We start from the raw sequence: 16435 nt of genomic DNA, 5'->3' as shown, positions 1-16435 counted from the left end.
GTTTTCTTCACCCGGCAAGGCGAAGAACGACGGGGGCGCAGGGGCACCGGTGGAGCTGCGGCCGCTTCAGAAAGCAGGGAGACTCGGATGTTGGGTCTAACAGCATACAGCATTGGTCCAGGGTCTCAAAGAAGGCAGCATGAGGTGCCCGAGTTTTCATAACAAAGAGCACGTATCGTACAGAAGTAACATAGGCCAGGTAAGAGGGTTTTAAAAAGCAGGGAAATGTATGGATTATTTCCTGTGATAATCAGCTGCTTAGCCGACTTGTGGGCTGTGCGGAAGGCCCCGGTTAAAAAACCGGGGCCTCTTATGCGCGCACAACCTGCCCGACCTTACTCCTGCCGCAGCACTCGCTTAACTACAGGGGGCTGATCGGCTATTTCCAGCCGCAGGATGTAGAGGCCATTGGCCAGTGGCACCCCCTGCAGGTTGAGCTGCAGGTAGCCCTGGCCCTGCGCTACCACCTGAGCGGATACATCCAGCGAGCGGCCCTCCAGACTGATGAGCAGTACCCTGGCCGGGGCTTTGCCGTTGATGCTTTCATGCATTACGGTGAGCTGCTGCCGGAAGGGGACAGGGTAGAGCGAGAGGCCTTCGGACTCTTCTGCCAGGCGGCTGTTCTTACCCTTGCCCCCATCCCTGGCCTGCTTGCCGCAATGAGCGCTGGAGGAGGCCATGCCCTTTTTCTTCCACTTGCCTTGGGTATCCTGCCAGTGAATGAAGACCACCTGATTGTTATTGCTGCCAACAGGCGTGGTAAAGTAGCTCTCGCCCGGAGGAGCAATCATAACTGCGGCGTGGCTGGTCTTGTGTACTTCCCAGCGTACTTCTACCGCGCAGGCATTGGGGTTGAAGACCATCCACGTATGCTGGGAGGCTACATTGGAACAAAGGGCGGTGAGTTTCAGGGGTTGGGCTGCTAGGCAGCTGAGAGGCTTTTCTTCCTCGTCTACCTCGCCATTGCAGTTATTATCCAGGCCATCGCCGGGAATCTCTTCGGCTTGGGGGTGGATGCCGGCGTTATAATCGTTGCAGTCCTGCCGGTTGGCCACATAGCCTGCTATGGGGGTGCAGGAGGTAATGAGCATAGCATCCCGGTCTTCGCCCCAGCCATCGGCATCGTGGTCCGGGTACCAGTGCTGCAGCGGGCAGCTGGCTACCACAGTAATCAGCATTGGTTGGGATACTTCCATGCCTGTTTCGTCCCAGGCCAGCAGCTCAATCTGGTGGGTGCCGATATGTTCAGGACCAAACTCTCCGTAGATCTGGATGCCCGGCCCTGCCTCAAAGCCCATCAGCGGCAGGCTGCCCAGATTGGCACTGGTCCAGAGGGTACGAAAGCCGCTGCTTACCGGTATGTTGAATTCTACAAACTGGCCGATGGGGACTGTTACTTCGGCCGGGGCAAGAATGCGGGGATGTACACCCACAATAACGCTAAGGGTATAGAGGCTAACGCGGCCCGTCCCATCTGTGGCCATCAGCTGCATTTCCTGATCACCCTCCTGCTCCCAGCCGGGGGTCCAGTGCAGCTGGGTTTGCAGGCTGCCCGTGCCGCTAAGGGGTAGCGCAGGGCTCAGGTAGGCGCCTTCAAACATATCCACCTCATGGTAGTGATGGTCGTAGACCTGCACCAGTTGCAGCTCCAGCGGTTCGGAGGGGTCCAGGGAGCTTACTGTTATGGTAATGGTGGCGGCTTGGCCGGGCCGGAGCATCAGGTAAGAGGAGCCCGGTACAAAAATTACATTATCCGAGGCGCTGATGTGAAACTGGGGCTCTGCCAGGGCTTCTTCATCATCTACCAGGCCGTTGCAGTTGTTGTCCAGGCCATCGCCCTGTATTTCCTCGGCGCCCGGGTGTATGCCGGCATGATGGGGGTCACAGTCCTCCTCATTGGCCCAGCCATCGCCATCGATGTCCCAGTCGCAGGCATCTCCCTGGCGGTCAAAATCCTGATCGTACTGATCGGGGTTGGGGGTATTGGGGCAATTGTCCCACACATCGTTAACGCCGTCGCCATCGGCATCAAAGCCTGGGTCCTGGCCATCGCAGTCTGAGTCATAGTCATCGAAGGGCCAGGGATAATCGGTAGCTCCCGGGTTGATGTCGGGATTCTCATCATCACAGTCGCCAGCCTGAGCCACATAGCCTTCCAGGGGAGCACAGGCCAGGGCTACCAGGGAGGAATCTCCATAGCCGTCTCCGTCCTTATCCCGATAAAGGGTTTGGTTGGTACAGTCGGGATCTACCAGGATATACAGCTTGTCTTCAACCACCAGGCCACTATTGTGTTCAGCAGTTAAGCGTACTTCATGTAGCCCCAGGTAGGCTGTGGTGAGTACAGAGGCATCGGGGTAAAGTACCAGCCCAAGTCCCCGTTCACAGCTTATGGGCAGTGTTTCGCTGCAGGGGTACGTTTGGTTCAGCTGATCGGCAGTGAGCTCGATCATGTACAAAAAATCCTGGCCTACGCCCACGCGGATCGGCTCTGAAGGCGGGTGAAATTGCGGAGGATACCCACCCCAGAGATCGAGTTCTGCATGGCCGCTCGCCCCTGCTTCATCTTCGGCCGTTAGCCAGCCATAGGCGGGTCCGTTCGGAGCCGTCCAGCGCACCTCAATGGTAGCCGTACCCGAGCCGGTATAGGGCAGTGCGGGAGAAAAGTGGGCCCCCTCAAGCGTATGATAGGAGGGCTGACTGAGCGTAAAGGAGTCGCCCGGGTCCGGATCACTTACTTCGATGATGAACAGGTATTCCTTACCAGGCTCATAAAGTGTTAAGGAATCTCCGCTGATGGAGATAAGCGGCGGCCTGTTTTCAGCGCTGGTACCCGGGGGAGGAGTAGCGGCAAGCCTCGGATTGGCTACGGAAAAGCTGCTCCAAAGGCAGTAGAGTAGCACAAGGGTGCAGCTGCGCAGATGGGTGAATGTAACGGTAGGCATGGGATACGCATAGACTAGTTGGAGTATTACAGTGGCTCCTGATGGGAGGTAAAAAGTACCCTTTGCTCTTACTGAGCAGGTGAGAGAAGGCATCAAACAGCTACAGCATCTGGCAGGCACCAGCATGGCGTCATGGCTATTCCACAGAGATCTGGCGTGGAGCACCCAGTGTGGAGCACCCGGTGTGGAGCACCCGGTGTGGAACATCCGGTAATTATCCCAATGGTAGAAAAAAAGTAAAAGTAGGGATACACGTAATGTGTGTTAGAAGGTACTCAATATATTGATAACCTGTATCATAATGTGCTGAAAATAAATCGTTTATCTAAACAGGTACAAAGAAAAAACCCCGACCAGAAGCGGCCGGGGTTTTCTACGGATTGATACGGATTGACAGGGTAATTCTGCCTATTGCTGGCGGATCACGCGCTGATAGAGGGGTTTTTCATCCCCTATGTCCAGGCGCAGGATGTAGAGACCATCGGCCAGGGGCAGTTGCTGCAGGTGCAGCTCCAGGGCGCCGTCTGACTGGCGGATCTGCGAGGCAGGTACCTCCAGGGTGGTTCCCCCAAGCGATACCAGGCTTACCCGCACGGGCTGATCGGCCCGGATGCCCTCATGGCGAACCTGCAGGACATCCCGGAAGGGTACCGGATACACGGCCAGCTCGGTGGCCAGCTCCAGGGGTGCTTCCTCAGCCTGGGCTTCTGCCTCCACTAGGCTGGCCGGAGCGTTTTGCTTGCCGGAGCACTGGCGGTAGGCCGAGGCTTGGCGGGAATAGCGCTTCTTGCTGTGGTAGTTGTAGTACATGAGTACCGCCACGTTGGGATCATTGGGGATGGTGGTGGTGGTCAGGTAGCTATCTCCCGGAGGGGCAATGTAGCTGCCGCGCTGATTGCTGCCGCGGATCTCCCACTCTACATAATAGGGACAAGGATTGGGGTTGTGCACCCGCCAGAGCAGCTCTTTCTGCGGATCATCCGAGCAGACGGTAAAGATCCTCAGGCCGGTGTTGTGCGGTTTGCGGTAGCGGTACATCTGCTCTTTGCCCCGCTCATCCTGCCAGTGCAGCTGCATGATGTTCATGTTGCGCTCGATGAAGGGGGTCTGGAAGTAGGTTTCGCCCGGCTGGGCAATCAGCGTTCCCCCTACAGCCGACTGCCGCAAATCATAGCGCACCTCAATGGGGCAGGGGTTGGGGTTGTAGATCACCCAGGCCCGCTCCAGGCGGGGATTGTCCGAGCAGGTGGAGGCGACCGTCAGTCCGGCAATGCTGCTGCAGTCCATTTCCTCATCTACCACGCCATCGCAGTTGTTGTCAATGCCATCAGCGGGGATCTCGGCAGCGCCGGGGTGGATGCCGGCATCGCTGTCGTTACAGTCCTGGTTGTTTGCCACATACCCTTCGATGGGGGTGCAGGAGTCAATTGAATAGTAATTTCGGTTCAGGCCATAGCCGTCTCCGTCCCTATCAGGATACCAGCGCTGCAGTTCACAGCTTTCTACAACCGTTATGCGCAGGGTTTTGGTGGTTAGCTCATCGCCATCGATACCGGCAACCAGCGTAACCTCATGGGTGCCCAGCCATTGGTCGGAAACTTCTCCAACCAGCTCCAGGCCAGGCGAAGCTTCGGATACCGCAATGGGGAGCTTCAGCCGGGCAGCTGTCCAGAGCGTACCGCCAGCGCCTCCGCTAACCGGGATATAGGCTGTAAAGAAGGTATTGACAGGTACGGTTATCTCGTCAGGCGCATGGAACACAGGCGTAGTGATGGCCCGCAAGATCAATTCGTGGCGGGTAACATTGCCAGCAGCATCTTCAGCCTCCAGATGGATTTCCTGCCATCCCTGCTGGCTATAGGTAGGGGTCCAGCGTAGCTCGGTGCGAAGGCTGCCCTCACCACTGATGGGCAGGCTTGGGTGAAAGCTGGCCCCTTCCAGCATGGGCACCTCATTCCAATCTGTATCCAGCACCCGTACCAGACGCAGGCTAAGTTCCTGGCCTTCAGGATCGATGGCCGTAATGGTAAGCACATTTTCCTGCCCTATTTCCATACGATCCGGAGTGCCGTCTATAGCAAAGACCAGATCTCTATTTATTTCCGCACAGTCTCCCGCACCGGGATATACGGCCGCATCGGTATCATCGCAGTCCAGGTTGTTATCGGCAAAGCCCTCCAGCTGGTTGCAGATCCGGTGCATGGGCTCGCCGGTTCCCCAGCCATCGCCGTCGGCATCGCGGTACCAGAGCTCGTTGGTACAATCCGGGTCTACAATAACGGTTATGGGGGCCGTAATGGTGTTGGGCCGTTCGGGAATGGCATCCCAGAGTTCAAGGGTTACCGTATGGGTTCCGATATCTTCTGTTCTGGGTATCTGATAGCTGGCTATATCAACCCAATAGGTGCCAAAGCCCCATTCGTCTACCTCTGTAAAGGCCTTGCCGCCTTCACCTATGTACACATCAAGGGTTTCGCTTTTGGCAAATTGCTGGTAAGCGCCCCCATTGTCCAGATAGGGAACATAGATTCTGAAGACTTCATCTACCCCCACGTAGACAGGTTCGGTAGGCGGGCTGATCTGAGCCGGAAAATAGGGCTCCAGCGATAAATGATAGACGGTGGTAGCGCCATGCTGGTCGGTGGCCGTAACATTAACCACATGCTCATAATTGCCTTCGGCGGCGGTGGGGGTCCAGCGGATCTCTACTGTATAGGGGCCTTCGCCGGTGTGGGGCAGCTCCGGAGAGAAGGTAGCGTCTACAAACAGGGGTTTTGTAGCGGTTTTTTCCATCTCCAGGCTTATGCGATCGCCCTGGTCGGGATCGTTTACTTCCAGATAGAAAACAGCTTCCTCACCTATCAGATAGTAATAAGGATTGGCTCCCCAACCATCCCGGCGGAAAGAGATGGTAGGTGCCTGGTTCTCCACTGCCGGGCAGTCGCCTACTCCGGGGTAGAAGCTGGCATCCCAGTCGTTACAGTCGGCATTGTTGCGAACATAGCCCTCCAGTGCATTGCAGCTGGTTGTGATTGCCTCAAAGGCTCGGGATCCCCATCCATCGCCATCCGCATCCCGATACCAGCGTACCATGCTGCACTCGGGCTGTACCACCACGTAAAGCGTCTCCTGTATCCTTGTGCTGGACTCTTGATAGGTAAGCAGAATCTCATGGATGCCGATGTGCTGCTCTTCCGGAATATAAAACTCATCCGAGGTAATGAGCAACATGCCGAAATCATCATATGCTTGAGAAATAAAGTCCAGGGTGTTGCTGATAGCTGTAGTCGTACCGCCATCCCAGTTTCGGACGGGGATGTGGAAATAATATTGCTGGCCAGCAGAGATGTAAAGGGTATCGGCAGGCAGTAGAAATTCTCGTGGATGCCAGATGAAAATATGATCCTCTACTGTACTGCTGTTTCCCCCTTCATCGGTGGCCGTAACGTATAGCAGGCTGGACTGATGTTGATTGTCTTTGGGGGTAATGCGAAGATCTACCGTATAGGGGGCCTGGCGGGTAACGGGCAACTGCGGCGAGAAATCCTCCTTAGTAAGCCAAACAAAACCAATGCCCGGACCAGGCACAATGTCCCAGCTGTCTACCAGCAGGTCCAGGGTTACCAGGTCGTTTTCCGGATCGGTTACGTGTACTGTAATGGTATACTCCTGGCCTATTTCAAAGCGGGGCAGGTCTATATCTCCGGAAAGGGTAATGGAGGGGGGCTGGTTGTTTTCAGCGGCTGCCCTGGCGCCATTGGCCCAGCTGTTGCCTGTGCTCAGGCAACAGAGCAGCAGGGCGAGCAGGTAATGGGGAAGTTTTGAAAAAGTAGCGTTCTTCATGTATAAAAATGGTTCGTCTAAAAATTGCGAGACTGCGCAGGATGCCCTGCCGGAGCGGACAGGAAACTCTGAAAGGGAGGCTTCCCGGAGAAAAGCACAAAGCAGCAGCGGTGCCGCAGAGAGGAATATCCGCTGTGAAAAAGTTTGCCACTGTTGTTATTCGTTGCGAATTCATCCGCCAACCAACGCCAGAAGAGTGAGGGTCTGTTCTAGTGTTGCCCTAACAACACTTAAAAAAGCTAACAGAAGCAGGGTGGGAGTGTTTAGGCAGGTGAGGAAAATTTCACCAATATTTTTTGTGTGAAGAAGTGAACACAGCCTTGCTGCAGCGCTCCACAGGAATAGTTGAAAACCGCCTGCAGGGTATTTTAAGCCGCTGGCGGAAAAGTGCTGGGGGAGCCCCGGCAGGTGTTCAGTTTTTCTTACGGAAGCTGTATCTTTACCTCTTTGAAACCGCTGCTTCCCTCCCTAATGGGGAATCGGACCCTCTAGACGCTGGCATGTTGTTAGTCCCTTAACTTCACTTTTTATGCAGGCTACCCAATCCAAAAAAATCAGCTATTCCAGAAATGTAGTAGTGCCGGTAACGGACCATTTGCTGGAGCAGGACTTCTTGCAGGTGCATGTAGCCCTGAACAGGCAGCAGCCAAACTGGATCCGTCCGCTGGATACGGATGTGAAGGCAGTGTTCGATCCGGCCAAAAACAAGGCCTATCGGCGGGGCGAGGCCCTGCGCTGGTTGCTCTATAACCCACAGGGAACTCCCATTGGCCGTATTGCCGCTTTTGTAGACCCCCGCTATACGAATAAGGGAGATGGCATGCGGGTGGGGGGTATTGGCTTTTTCGACTGCATCGACCAGCAGGAGGCCGCCAACCAGCTCTTCAATACGGCCCGGGAATGGCTGCAGCAGCGGGGCATGCAGGCCATGGATGGCCCCATCAATTTTGGGGAGCGGGACCGCTGGTGGGGCCTGCTGGTAGAGGGCTTTCAGGAGCCGCTCTATACCATGAACTACAATCCCCCCTACTACCAGCGCCTGTTTGAGGCCTATGGCTTCAAGAATTTCTACAACCAGATCTGCTGGCGCCTGCCGGTGGCCGGCACCTCCACCCAGCTGCAGCCAAAATTCTACGAGGCGCATGCACGCTTTGCGGCCAATCCCGATTTTGAGGCACGCTACCTGAAAACTGCCAACCTGAAGCAGCTGGCGGCGGACTTCTGCACGGTCTATAACAAGGCCTGGGCCAGTCATGAGGGCAACAAGGAAATGCAGCCGCAGCAGGCCTACAAACTTTTTTCTTTTATGAAGCCCATTTTAGACCGGCGGTTGGTCTGGTTTGTCTACCACAAAGGGGAGCCGGTGGCCATGTGGATCAATATTCCGGACATAAACCAGCTGGTAAAACACCTGAACGGCCGCTTCGGCTGGTGGGCTAAAATCCGGTTTATGGTGCTGAAACAGCTGGGAGTCTGCACCAGATTTGTGGGCATCATCTACGGCATTGTGCCCCAGTTTCAGGGGAGCGGAGTAGATTATTATATGATCGTAGAAGCTGAGAAGGTGATCAAGGCAAAGACCCGCTACAAAGAAGTAGAGCTGCAGTGGCAGGGCGATTTCAATCCCAAAATGCTCAACATCTCCCGCAATCTGGGTGCTGAGCAAAGCCGCCTGCTTACCACCTACCGCTACCTGTTTGACCGGCAACAGCCCTTTCACCGGCATCCGGTGCTGCAGTAAAGTGCGCCTGCAGAAAGTGCAGCGCATTGGTAAAGATAAAGCGCTCCACAAGCTCGTCGGGACTGATTGCTTTGTTTTCCGGCATACACAGGGAATTGGACCCACTCAGGTACTGCCGGGCATGCACGTTCAGCGCACTGGCCAGTTGCGGCAGGCACTCGGCTGTCCAGAGGCCCTCCAGGGGGTTGATGGTACCATCAAAATCGCTGCCAATGGTGGTAGTGCCCCAGCCAAAAAGCCCATGCCGGTCCAGCAGCTCTGCAATGTACTGCAGGTGTGCCCACACCACCGCCGCCGACTTCAGCACCCCCTCCGGGCGCTTCCGGCTAAACAGGCTTTTGCGGATGTAGGCAGGCAAGGCCAGCCGCCCGCCATCCAGCTGCAGGGCAAAGCGACCACCCGAGCGGGCAATGTACACCAGCTCCTCATCATAAAAATTGATGTCATCTGCACAAAATAAGCTGCTGCCGGCGCTGGCTGCCGCAGGGGCTTTCAGCGCTCGGCCGACTACGCCGCCATGGCTTACCACCACCGGAACCCCACCGCCCCAGTTGTGCTCCAACAGCTGGTAATACTGCAGGCGCGCCTGCAGGCTCATGTGTTTTACATCGATGAGAATGCGCCGGCCCCCGCTTTGCTCCAGCAGCGCCTCAACCACCCGGTATCCCAGGGGGGTAAAGCCCTCATGTAGTCCCTGCTGCTGATTTACCAGCGGCCCCAGCCGCTCCAGGCTACGGGCATGGCCACACAGATCGTTATTGAAATTATGCGCCAGCGTGATGAAGAAAGGAGGATAGTCCCAGGCTTTAACGGCAGCAATGTTGTGCAGCACCTCGGCCTCGCAGGTGGGGCGGCCGTAGGCGGCCAGGCCTGTATTGAATACATGTGCCCCCTCGATGGTGGGCACCACGGAAATGTGCCGGTCCTGTGCCAGAAGCGCCGCCACCTCCTGCCAGCTGCCGGCCAGCTGCCACTGCCACTCCCTACCCTCTACCTCAAAGTGTTTACAACTGCTGCGTAAAAAGTGGCGTTCTTCTTCCAGATCCTGAAAGTAGTTGGTGTGGCGCTGCAGCTGCCGCACCCGGGTATAGCCAATGCCTGTTACCAGATTGGCCAGGCGGGCGGATAGGGGCCCGTTTAAGGCACCGTTGATGAAAAAGCCCTTTTCAAAAGGGTATAGTGAAACCAGCGCCAGCCGTACACCCCCTTTGGCCAGGCTGGTAAAATCGGCCTGGCTAAACTTGGTAAGGCCAATGAGGCGGTTAAGAGCTTTGGTGAGCGGGCCGGGCGGATCGTAGTACCACACATGCTGAGGCCCCCAGCGGCCTGTTGGGGCACTGCGGGAATGCCCGTAGGGTTTGAGGGTAGGATGGCAGTGCAGATCGGCAAACTGATAAGGGGGCATGGCAAAGGAGGGCTACATGTCTTCTTCTAAAAAATCTGCTGCACCTACAGCATTTTGGCAGATAAGCTGATAATGGAAGCGCAGGGCCTGCAGCAGGGGGTAGGTCCTGTAGGGCAGCTGGTGTTGCCGGGCAAACTCCCGGATTACCTGGGTCACTTCCGGGGCATACACATAGGGGATGCGCGGAAACAGATGGTGCGCCAGATGGCAGTTGAAATTGGCCATCACATGCCGGTACCACCAGTTAGAGCCGCTTACATCATTGGTGGTGCTAAACTGGTGCAGCAGCCAGCTCTGGGGCAGGGTATGCCGGGCATCGGGCAGCGGAAAAGCATTCTGGGTATTGGTGTGGGGCGTAAGCAGCACAAATAAGGCAAACGCATTGGCAGTGAGCAGCAGCAGCAGAAAGGCTCCAATTGCCAGAAGCAGCGGCACTCCCAGCATGAAGGGTACCCCAAGGATATAGGTGAGAAAAAGCCCCTTGAAGAAAAAAAGCTTGGCGTACTCGGGCAGGGGGATGCGGGTAATCTTTCGTATTACCTGCTGCTTGCTGAAGAAATCTTTAAAATCGCGTACCAGCAGCCAGTTGGCCAGATAAAAGGGGTAGAGCAAAAACAGCAGCCGGGGCTGGTGCCTGTGAATGGATCTATGGGGGTCGTGGGGAAAGATCCGGAACAGGGAAGCCTGCTCAATATCAGAATCCCAGCCGGCTACATTGGGAAAATTATGGTGCAGGTGCAGGTGCCGGCGTTTCCAGATATAACTATTGGCACCAATCAGATCAAACAGGTACAGAAATGCTGCATTTAAATTTGTAGGCCGAAACAGGGTATTATGCACCGTTTCATGCACCAGGTTTAAAAAATAAGCACAAGGCAGGCCCCCATGGCTCCAAATAGCAGCAGGTAGCAGAGGGGGTTGTTGCGCAGCAGCAGGGCCAGGGCGTAGAGCAGAAAATACAGTGCCGGCAACAGCAGCGCCCGAACGCGGGCAAGCTGTAAGCGCTGTGGGGGCAGGCCTGCTACTTTTTGCTGTACCAGCTGCTGCAGCTCCCGCAAATAGGCGCTGTCCTGCGCCGATTTGGTGAATTCAAGCGATGATTTCATAGGCCCGAAAAATATAGAGAGCACCCTTTGGTGCAGGAAAAGGCCGGGAGAATCAGCAAGCTGACAGGCTCGTAGCAGGCAGCAGGCTACAAAACAAGCCTGAACGCGCATTCCCTGAAGGTGGCAGAACCCCGGGGAGTGGCAGCTGGCAAAAGGAGGAGTTAGAAGTAGACTTGGATAAGGAAAAGATACAAAAAATAAGTCAAAAAAATAGTATTAGGGTGCAAAAATATACAAGCTCCGAGCTTATTTCCCTTTTTTGCCTTCCTGCAGCAGGGCAAGCATCTGCTCCAGGCGGCGCTGGCGTGTCTCGGGACGTTTGGCCTCGGTGATCCAGTGTACATACTCCTTACGGTGGGTATAGGCCAAACCTTCGAAGAAGGCGCTTTCGGCAGGATGCTGGTCCAGCAGCTGCTGTACCTCCTGGGGGATCTCCAGCTGACGTGGGCCCGTTTGTCTGGGCAGGGGCTGGTTGGTGCGGTAAGCGCCCTTGCGGGCCACGTCGGCCTCAGGCTTAAAGCGCAGCACGCTCCAGGTGCTGTCAACACTCAGGGCTGCTACTGCGCCCAGGCCGGCAGCCACAAGTACATCCCAACCGGCATCTCGGTTGATATCGGTTTTGATGCCGGATGATTTTTTTGGGTAAGCTACCCAGAAGCTGCCCCCTTTGGCCAGGGCCTGTAGCGCCCGGGGCGCCAGCTGCTCCAGCTCGGCCCTGCTGTGTACAAACAGCAGCACAAAGGGGTAGCTGGACTCCTGTGGATGGGTATGGTAGGCCAGGCCGGGAAAGTAAGGCACTGCCTCGGCCGGCAGGTTCAGGAGCAGGGAAGGCGCCAAGGGATCTATCCGCAGTTTGTTCAGCAGGGTGCTCATGGGTAGGGAGTTTGCGGCCCAATATAGTCACTGCCTGGGCAATTTACCAACAGACGTTTTTGGGCAGAGGGCTTATTTTCCTTGGCCTTTGTGCCAGCGGCTGCGGATAATCTCCAGCACCTCGGCATGCACCCGGCCATTGGTGGCAATAATCTCCCGGCCGAAGAGGTAGTCGGAGCCCCCCTTAAAGTCAGTAACCGTTCCGCCCGCTTCCTGCACAATCAGGATGCCGGCGGCCACATCCCAGGCATTGAGGTTGTATTCATAGAAGCCCTCAAAACGGCCCATAGCGGTATACACCAGGTCTACGGCCGCAGAGCCCAGGCGGCGCAGGCCGTGGCTGCTGCGCATGAATTCGTTGAGGATCTGCAGGTATACCTCCATCATCCCAAAATCATAATAGGGAAAGCCGGTGGCCATGAGTCCCCCAGAGAGTTTGTCGATGGGCGATACGGAAATGCGCTGGCCGTTGCAATAGGCGCCCTGCCCCTTCTGGGCCCAGAAGAGCTCATCGCCGATCACCTCATAGACCACGCCAAGTACCAGCTCCCGGCCCTGCAGCAGGCCTACGCTTACGGCATGGGGGGGCAGACCATGCAGAAAGTTGGTGGTGCCGTCCAGGGGGTCAATCACCCATTTGTATTCTTCATCAGCGGCCTGGGCAGTGCCTTCTTCGGCAATAAAGCCGCAGCCCGGCAGCAACTGGCGCAGGCCGCTTACCAGCCGCTCTTCGGCCTGTTTGTCGACATAGGAAACCAGGTCGTTGAGGCCTTTTTGTTCAATCTTGCTGCGGTCGAAATTGCGGCCCTCCCGGCGAATGAAAAGGCCGGTTTCTTTGATCAGGTCCAGGGTGGGCTGAAGAATCTGTTCTGGGTTCATGGGCTAAAAAGTATATACTCCGGTTTGATCATGTGTACGTGCTCAAAAGGGGGAGCGGATGGGGTAAAAAAGGGTTTGTTCTCTGGTGAAATTGGTATTCTGGGGCGTATCTATCCGGTAATGTAGGCTTGTTGGTGAAAACACCAACAAGGGGGTTAAGTTAGCAGTGGCGTGTTGGTGAGAACACTAACAAGTGGGGCTGCATGCCAGGTGTTGAAAACACCACCTGGGGGCACTGGGGGACGCTATCCCTCTTTTAGTCCCACGCCACTATCGCTTGGCCCGTTTGCGCACAAAGGCGGCAATAAGTACAAAGGCGGCAATCCAGGCGGCGGTGCGGGCCAGGTAATCGCCGTAGCGGGCATAGAAAGTGAGCTGCTCGTTGGCCCGGATGCTGCCCCGGATTACGGCCGGCTCCCAATAGGGGGTAGCCTGCAGCACATCGCCCCGCTGGTTCATAAAGCCCGAAATGCCCGTATTGGCACAGCGGGCTATGCTGCGCCGGTTCTCGATAGCCCGCAGGCGGGCATAGTGGAAGTGCTGCCTGTGGCCGGCGGTATTGCCCCACCAGCCATCATTGGTGATAATGAAGATGTAGTTGGCCCCGTTGCGCACAAACTCGGCCATAAAATCACCATAGACCGATTCGTAGCAGATGGAGGGCGAAATGCCGATTCCCTCGCTGTCATAAAAAACGGTGCGCTCCTCCTGCCGGCCAAAGCCCCCAGAGGAGCCGCCCAGGTTAAAGAGTGTTTCAGACAGCCAGCTAAGGGCCTGCGGATAGGGCATGATCTCTACGCCCGGCACCAGCTTGCTTTTGTGATAAGTAGAGTCCAGTTGCTCGCTTACAAAATAGGCAGTGTTGAACACATCAAAATAGCCGATACCATCCCGGAAGCGGGCCGTAGGGGGGGCTACCTGTGCATTGGCATACATGCCGTAGGAGGTAATGCCGGTGAGCAGCGATAGCTTGGGGTACTGGCGGGTAAAGGCTTTGATCTCCCGGATAATGGGTTGCTGGTGCAGGTAGGCTTCGTCAAAGGCCTGGTCGATGGCGGTTTCGGGCCAGAGCAGAAAATCGGTTGAGGGGGTAAGCTGCGTCTGGCTGCTTTGCATAAAGCGGCGCACCTGCTCCTCATAGGGGATGAAATTCTCTGAGCCGGCAAATTTTTCGGTAAAGGGGTCGATGTTGGGCTGCAGGATCACAATTTCCTGCTCAATGCCCTTCTCTTCATAGCCCCAGTAGCGGATATAGCCGGCGGCAATGGGCAGCAGAATCCAGAGCAGTATGGGAAGCAGGTTTTTGGCCGAAAAGCGGGGCGCTTCCTGCCGGTAGAAGAACAGAAGAAAGATAAGCACATTGCCCAGCAGCACCCAGAGGCTGCCGCCAAAGACACCGGTCCACTCATACCACTGCACCCACTCGGGATGCATGGCAAAGGCATTGCCCAGCGTAAGCCAGGGCCAGCTCAGGTCCCAGCTCAGGTGTATGTGCTCAAAGGTGATCCAGTAGAGAATAAAGCTCAGGTAGCCCAGCCAGGGGCCTGTACGCTGTTTGGTATAGCGGAACAGGAAGAGGGGAATAAGCATCAGGCCTGCATTGGCCAGGTTGGCAAAGACGCCCCCTATCAGGGTAGAGTTGATCACCCACCAGGTGGTGGCGCCATTCCAGCCCAGCAGGGCCAGATACCACCAGCCGGCCAGGAGGCGACCCGGCTTTTTATACCCCCCCTGGCCAATGTGCTGTTCCATGAGCAGCAGGGGCACAAAAGCAGCGAAGAGCAGGGGTGCAAACGGCAATACCGGCCAGCTTAGCCAGAACAGCAATACGCTGGTGGCCGCCAGGCCCGGCAGAAACCAGCGGCTATTTTTTGCCCTCCACCACCAGGACAATTTCTCCTTTGGGAGGGTGCTCGTTGTAGTGTTCATAGAGTTCGGTTAGGGTTCCGCGCCGGTTTTCTTCAAACAGCTTGCTAAGCTCCCGGCTTACGCAGGCGCGGCGCTCGGGGCCCAGATGTTCGGCCAGCTGCTGCAGGGCTTTAACGAGCCGGTGCGGGGATTCGTACAGGATAAACGTTCGCTCTTCCCTGGCCAGTTCCTGCAGGCGGGTCTGGCGCCCCTTTTTCTGGGGCAGAAAGCCTTCAAACACAAACTTATCGGCCGGCAGCCCGCTATTGACCAGGGCGGGTACAAAGGCCGTGGCGCCGGGCAGGCACTCTACCCGCAGCTCGGCCGCAATGCAGGCGCGCACCAGCAGAAAGCCGGGATCGGAAATGGCCGGGGTGCCGGCATCAGTGACCAGCGCCATAACAGTGCCCCCTTTCATCTTCTCCACCAGGCGCTCTACCTGCCCGTGCTCATTGTGAGCGTGATAGCTTTGCAGCGGCTTGCGGATCTCGTAATGCTTCAGCAGTTTGCCCGAGGTGCGGGTATCTTCGGCCAGGATCAGATCCACCTCGCCCAGAATGCGCAGGGCGCGCTGGGTAATGTCTTCCAGATTGCCGATGGGGGTAGGGACCAGGTAGAGGGCGGTTTTTTCCTGCATGGGATCAAAGGTACGCAATTAAGAGCAACCTGTATATAGCAGGGGTGTTTAGGAGTGGAGCTGGAAAATTGTCAGGGGAAAGGGGGAAGATAGTGCCAGGAGCCAGGTGGTGGCACGACGCCAAGTCGTGCCACCACTCGTTTACGCCATCACCTCCAGGGATAGTTGAGTCGTGGCACGACTGGGAGTCGGGCCACGACGGACGCAGGCTTAGGCCAGCAGCTTGTCGATGGCCATGGCCAGCTTGTGGTCGCGCTCGGTGATGGTGTTACCGGCATCATGGCTGGTAAGGGCAATCTCTACTTTGTTGTACACATTGCTCCAGTTGGGGTGATGGTCCATTTTCTCAGCCAGCAGGGCCACACGGTTCATAAAGGCCCAGGCTTCGGAAAAATCGCTGAATTCGAAGCTGCGGGTAAGTTGGTTGTTTTGTTCCTGCCACATAGGGGATGGGGTTAAGAGGGGTTAATAATCACGGATAGAAAAAACGCTAGGCAAAAAACTTCTTATACACCGGTTTGCGGTACAGGAATTGCGCCAGTAGGGCCGGGTAAAGAATCAGGTTTAGCAGGCTGTTGCCGCTAGAGTAGGTGATATCATCCACAATGCGGGTACCCCCTTCCGGCAGGGCCAGCAGACGGTGGCGGTGGCGCCAGTAGGTAAGGGGCTTGGGCAGCTCCCGGCCTTCATCCACAAAGTACCACTCCTGTTGGCTTTCGCCATCGGCAATGATCTCGCTGATCCAGCGCTGCTTTGTTATGCCAAAGTGCAGCTCGAAGATAACGATATTACCAAGTTTGTTGCCATCGTAGCGCAGCAGCTTAAGCCTGGGGAAAGGGGGTGCCAGGGCCCGGAGCAGCGGTTCACCAAAGCCTGCTGCAACCTGGCGGAGGGGTTGGTTTACGTCGGTTTGCAGAATAAGCTTCATGGTTTTGAAGAGGTTAGAGGATAGAAGTTAGAAGTTAGACAATGAACATTGAACAATGAACAATGAACAATGAACATTGAACAATGGATCTTAGCTCCACTGGCGGCCTATTCTAGCCTATAGACACAAATTGGGCATTTTTGGTTATAAATGAAAAAGGCCTGATGGTT

General features: G+C 56.1%; 11 protein-coding genes and 1 pseudogene. 1 reads left to right on the top strand and 11 read right to left on the bottom strand.

Translation table 11 applies throughout. From position 1 onward, the window contains the following. Window positions 1–335: 335 nt before the first annotated feature. Together ADICEAN_RS05340 and ADICEAN_RS05335 are read right to left on the bottom strand one after the other, a co-directional pair. Window positions 336–2945: a MopE-related protein gene (locus ADICEAN_RS05340; protein ID WP_009194519.1), complete on the bottom strand. Its 2610-nt coding sequence runs from the start codon at window positions 2943–2945 to the stop codon at window positions 336–338. A gap of 408 nt (window positions 2946–3353) precedes the next feature. Next, entirely contained in the window at window positions 3354–6788 is a 3435-nt protein-coding gene (locus ADICEAN_RS05335; protein WP_009194518.1) for a putative metal-binding motif-containing protein, read from the bottom strand. A gap of 529 nt (window positions 6789–7317) precedes the next feature. Between ADICEAN_RS05335 and ADICEAN_RS05330 the strand changes: the two genes are divergently transcribed. After that, on the top strand, window positions 7318–8529 hold the full coding sequence (locus tag ADICEAN_RS05330; protein WP_009194517.1) for a hypothetical protein: 1212 nt from the start codon (window positions 7318–7320) through the stop codon (window positions 8527–8529). On the opposite strand, the gene ADICEAN_RS05325 is transcribed toward ADICEAN_RS05330, so the two are convergent. The 9 genes and pseudogenes from ADICEAN_RS05325 to ADICEAN_RS05290 form a co-directional block, all read right to left on the bottom strand. Further along, complete coding sequence (locus tag ADICEAN_RS05325) at window positions 8465–9934, bottom strand: membrane dipeptidase (RefSeq protein ID WP_009194516.1); 1470 nt, start codon at window positions 9932–9934, stop codon at window positions 8465–8467. The two genes, ADICEAN_RS05330 and ADICEAN_RS05325, sit on opposite strands and share 65 nt — an antisense overlap. A 12-nt stretch (window positions 9935–9946) precedes the next feature. Next, window positions 9947–10774, bottom strand: coding sequence for a fatty acid desaturase family protein (locus tag ADICEAN_RS05320; RefSeq protein WP_161622663.1), 828 nt, complete (start codon window positions 10772–10774; stop codon window positions 9947–9949). Between the two features lie 17 nt (window positions 10775–10791). Continuing rightward, window positions 10792–11040 (bottom strand): hypothetical protein, encoded by a 249-nt coding sequence (locus ADICEAN_RS22555; protein WP_009194514.1) that lies wholly within the window; start codon window positions 11038–11040, stop codon window positions 10792–10794. Between the two features lie 246 nt (window positions 11041–11286). Then, window positions 11287–11913 carry a YdeI/OmpD-associated family protein gene (locus ADICEAN_RS05315; protein WP_009194513.1) on the bottom strand — a complete coding sequence of 209 codons (627 nt, stop codon included), beginning with the start codon at window positions 11911–11913 and terminating at the stop codon, window positions 11287–11289. Window positions 11914–11985: 72 nt separating this feature from the next. Then, window positions 11986–12792 (bottom strand): inositol monophosphatase family protein, encoded by an 807-nt coding sequence (locus tag ADICEAN_RS05310; protein WP_009194512.1) that lies wholly within the window; start codon window positions 12790–12792, stop codon window positions 11986–11988. Window positions 12793–13062: 270 nt separating this feature from the next. Continuing rightward, window positions 13063–14721 carry an apolipoprotein N-acyltransferase gene (lnt, locus tag ADICEAN_RS05305; protein ID WP_083879678.1) on the bottom strand — a complete coding sequence of 553 codons (1659 nt, stop codon included), beginning with the start codon at window positions 14719–14721 and terminating at the stop codon, window positions 13063–13065. Then, window positions 14657–15337, bottom strand: a complete 681-nt coding sequence (gene rsmI, locus ADICEAN_RS05300) for a 16S rRNA (cytidine(1402)-2'-O)-methyltransferase (protein ID WP_009194510.1) — start codon at window positions 15335–15337, stop codon at window positions 14657–14659. The genes lnt and rsmI overlap by 65 nt, the downstream gene beginning before the upstream one ends. 210 nt (window positions 15338–15547) lie before the next feature. Further along, window positions 15548–15784, bottom strand: a pseudogene (locus tag ADICEAN_RS05295) (4a-hydroxytetrahydrobiopterin dehydratase); the annotation flags it as partial. A gap of 43 nt (window positions 15785–15827) precedes the next feature. Further along, window positions 15828–16265 carry an SRPBCC family protein gene (locus tag ADICEAN_RS05290; RefSeq protein ID WP_009194508.1) on the bottom strand — a complete coding sequence of 146 codons (438 nt, stop codon included), beginning with the start codon at window positions 16263–16265 and terminating at the stop codon, window positions 15828–15830. Window positions 16266–16435 lie beyond the last annotated feature (170 nt).

The sequence above is a fragment of the Cesiribacter andamanensis AMV16 genome (assembly GCF_000348925.1).
In the GTDB taxonomy this organism is placed as follows: domain Bacteria; phylum Bacteroidota; class Bacteroidia; order Cytophagales; family Cyclobacteriaceae; genus Cesiribacter; species Cesiribacter andamanensis.
This window is presented reverse-complemented; position numbering and strand designations above follow the sequence as displayed.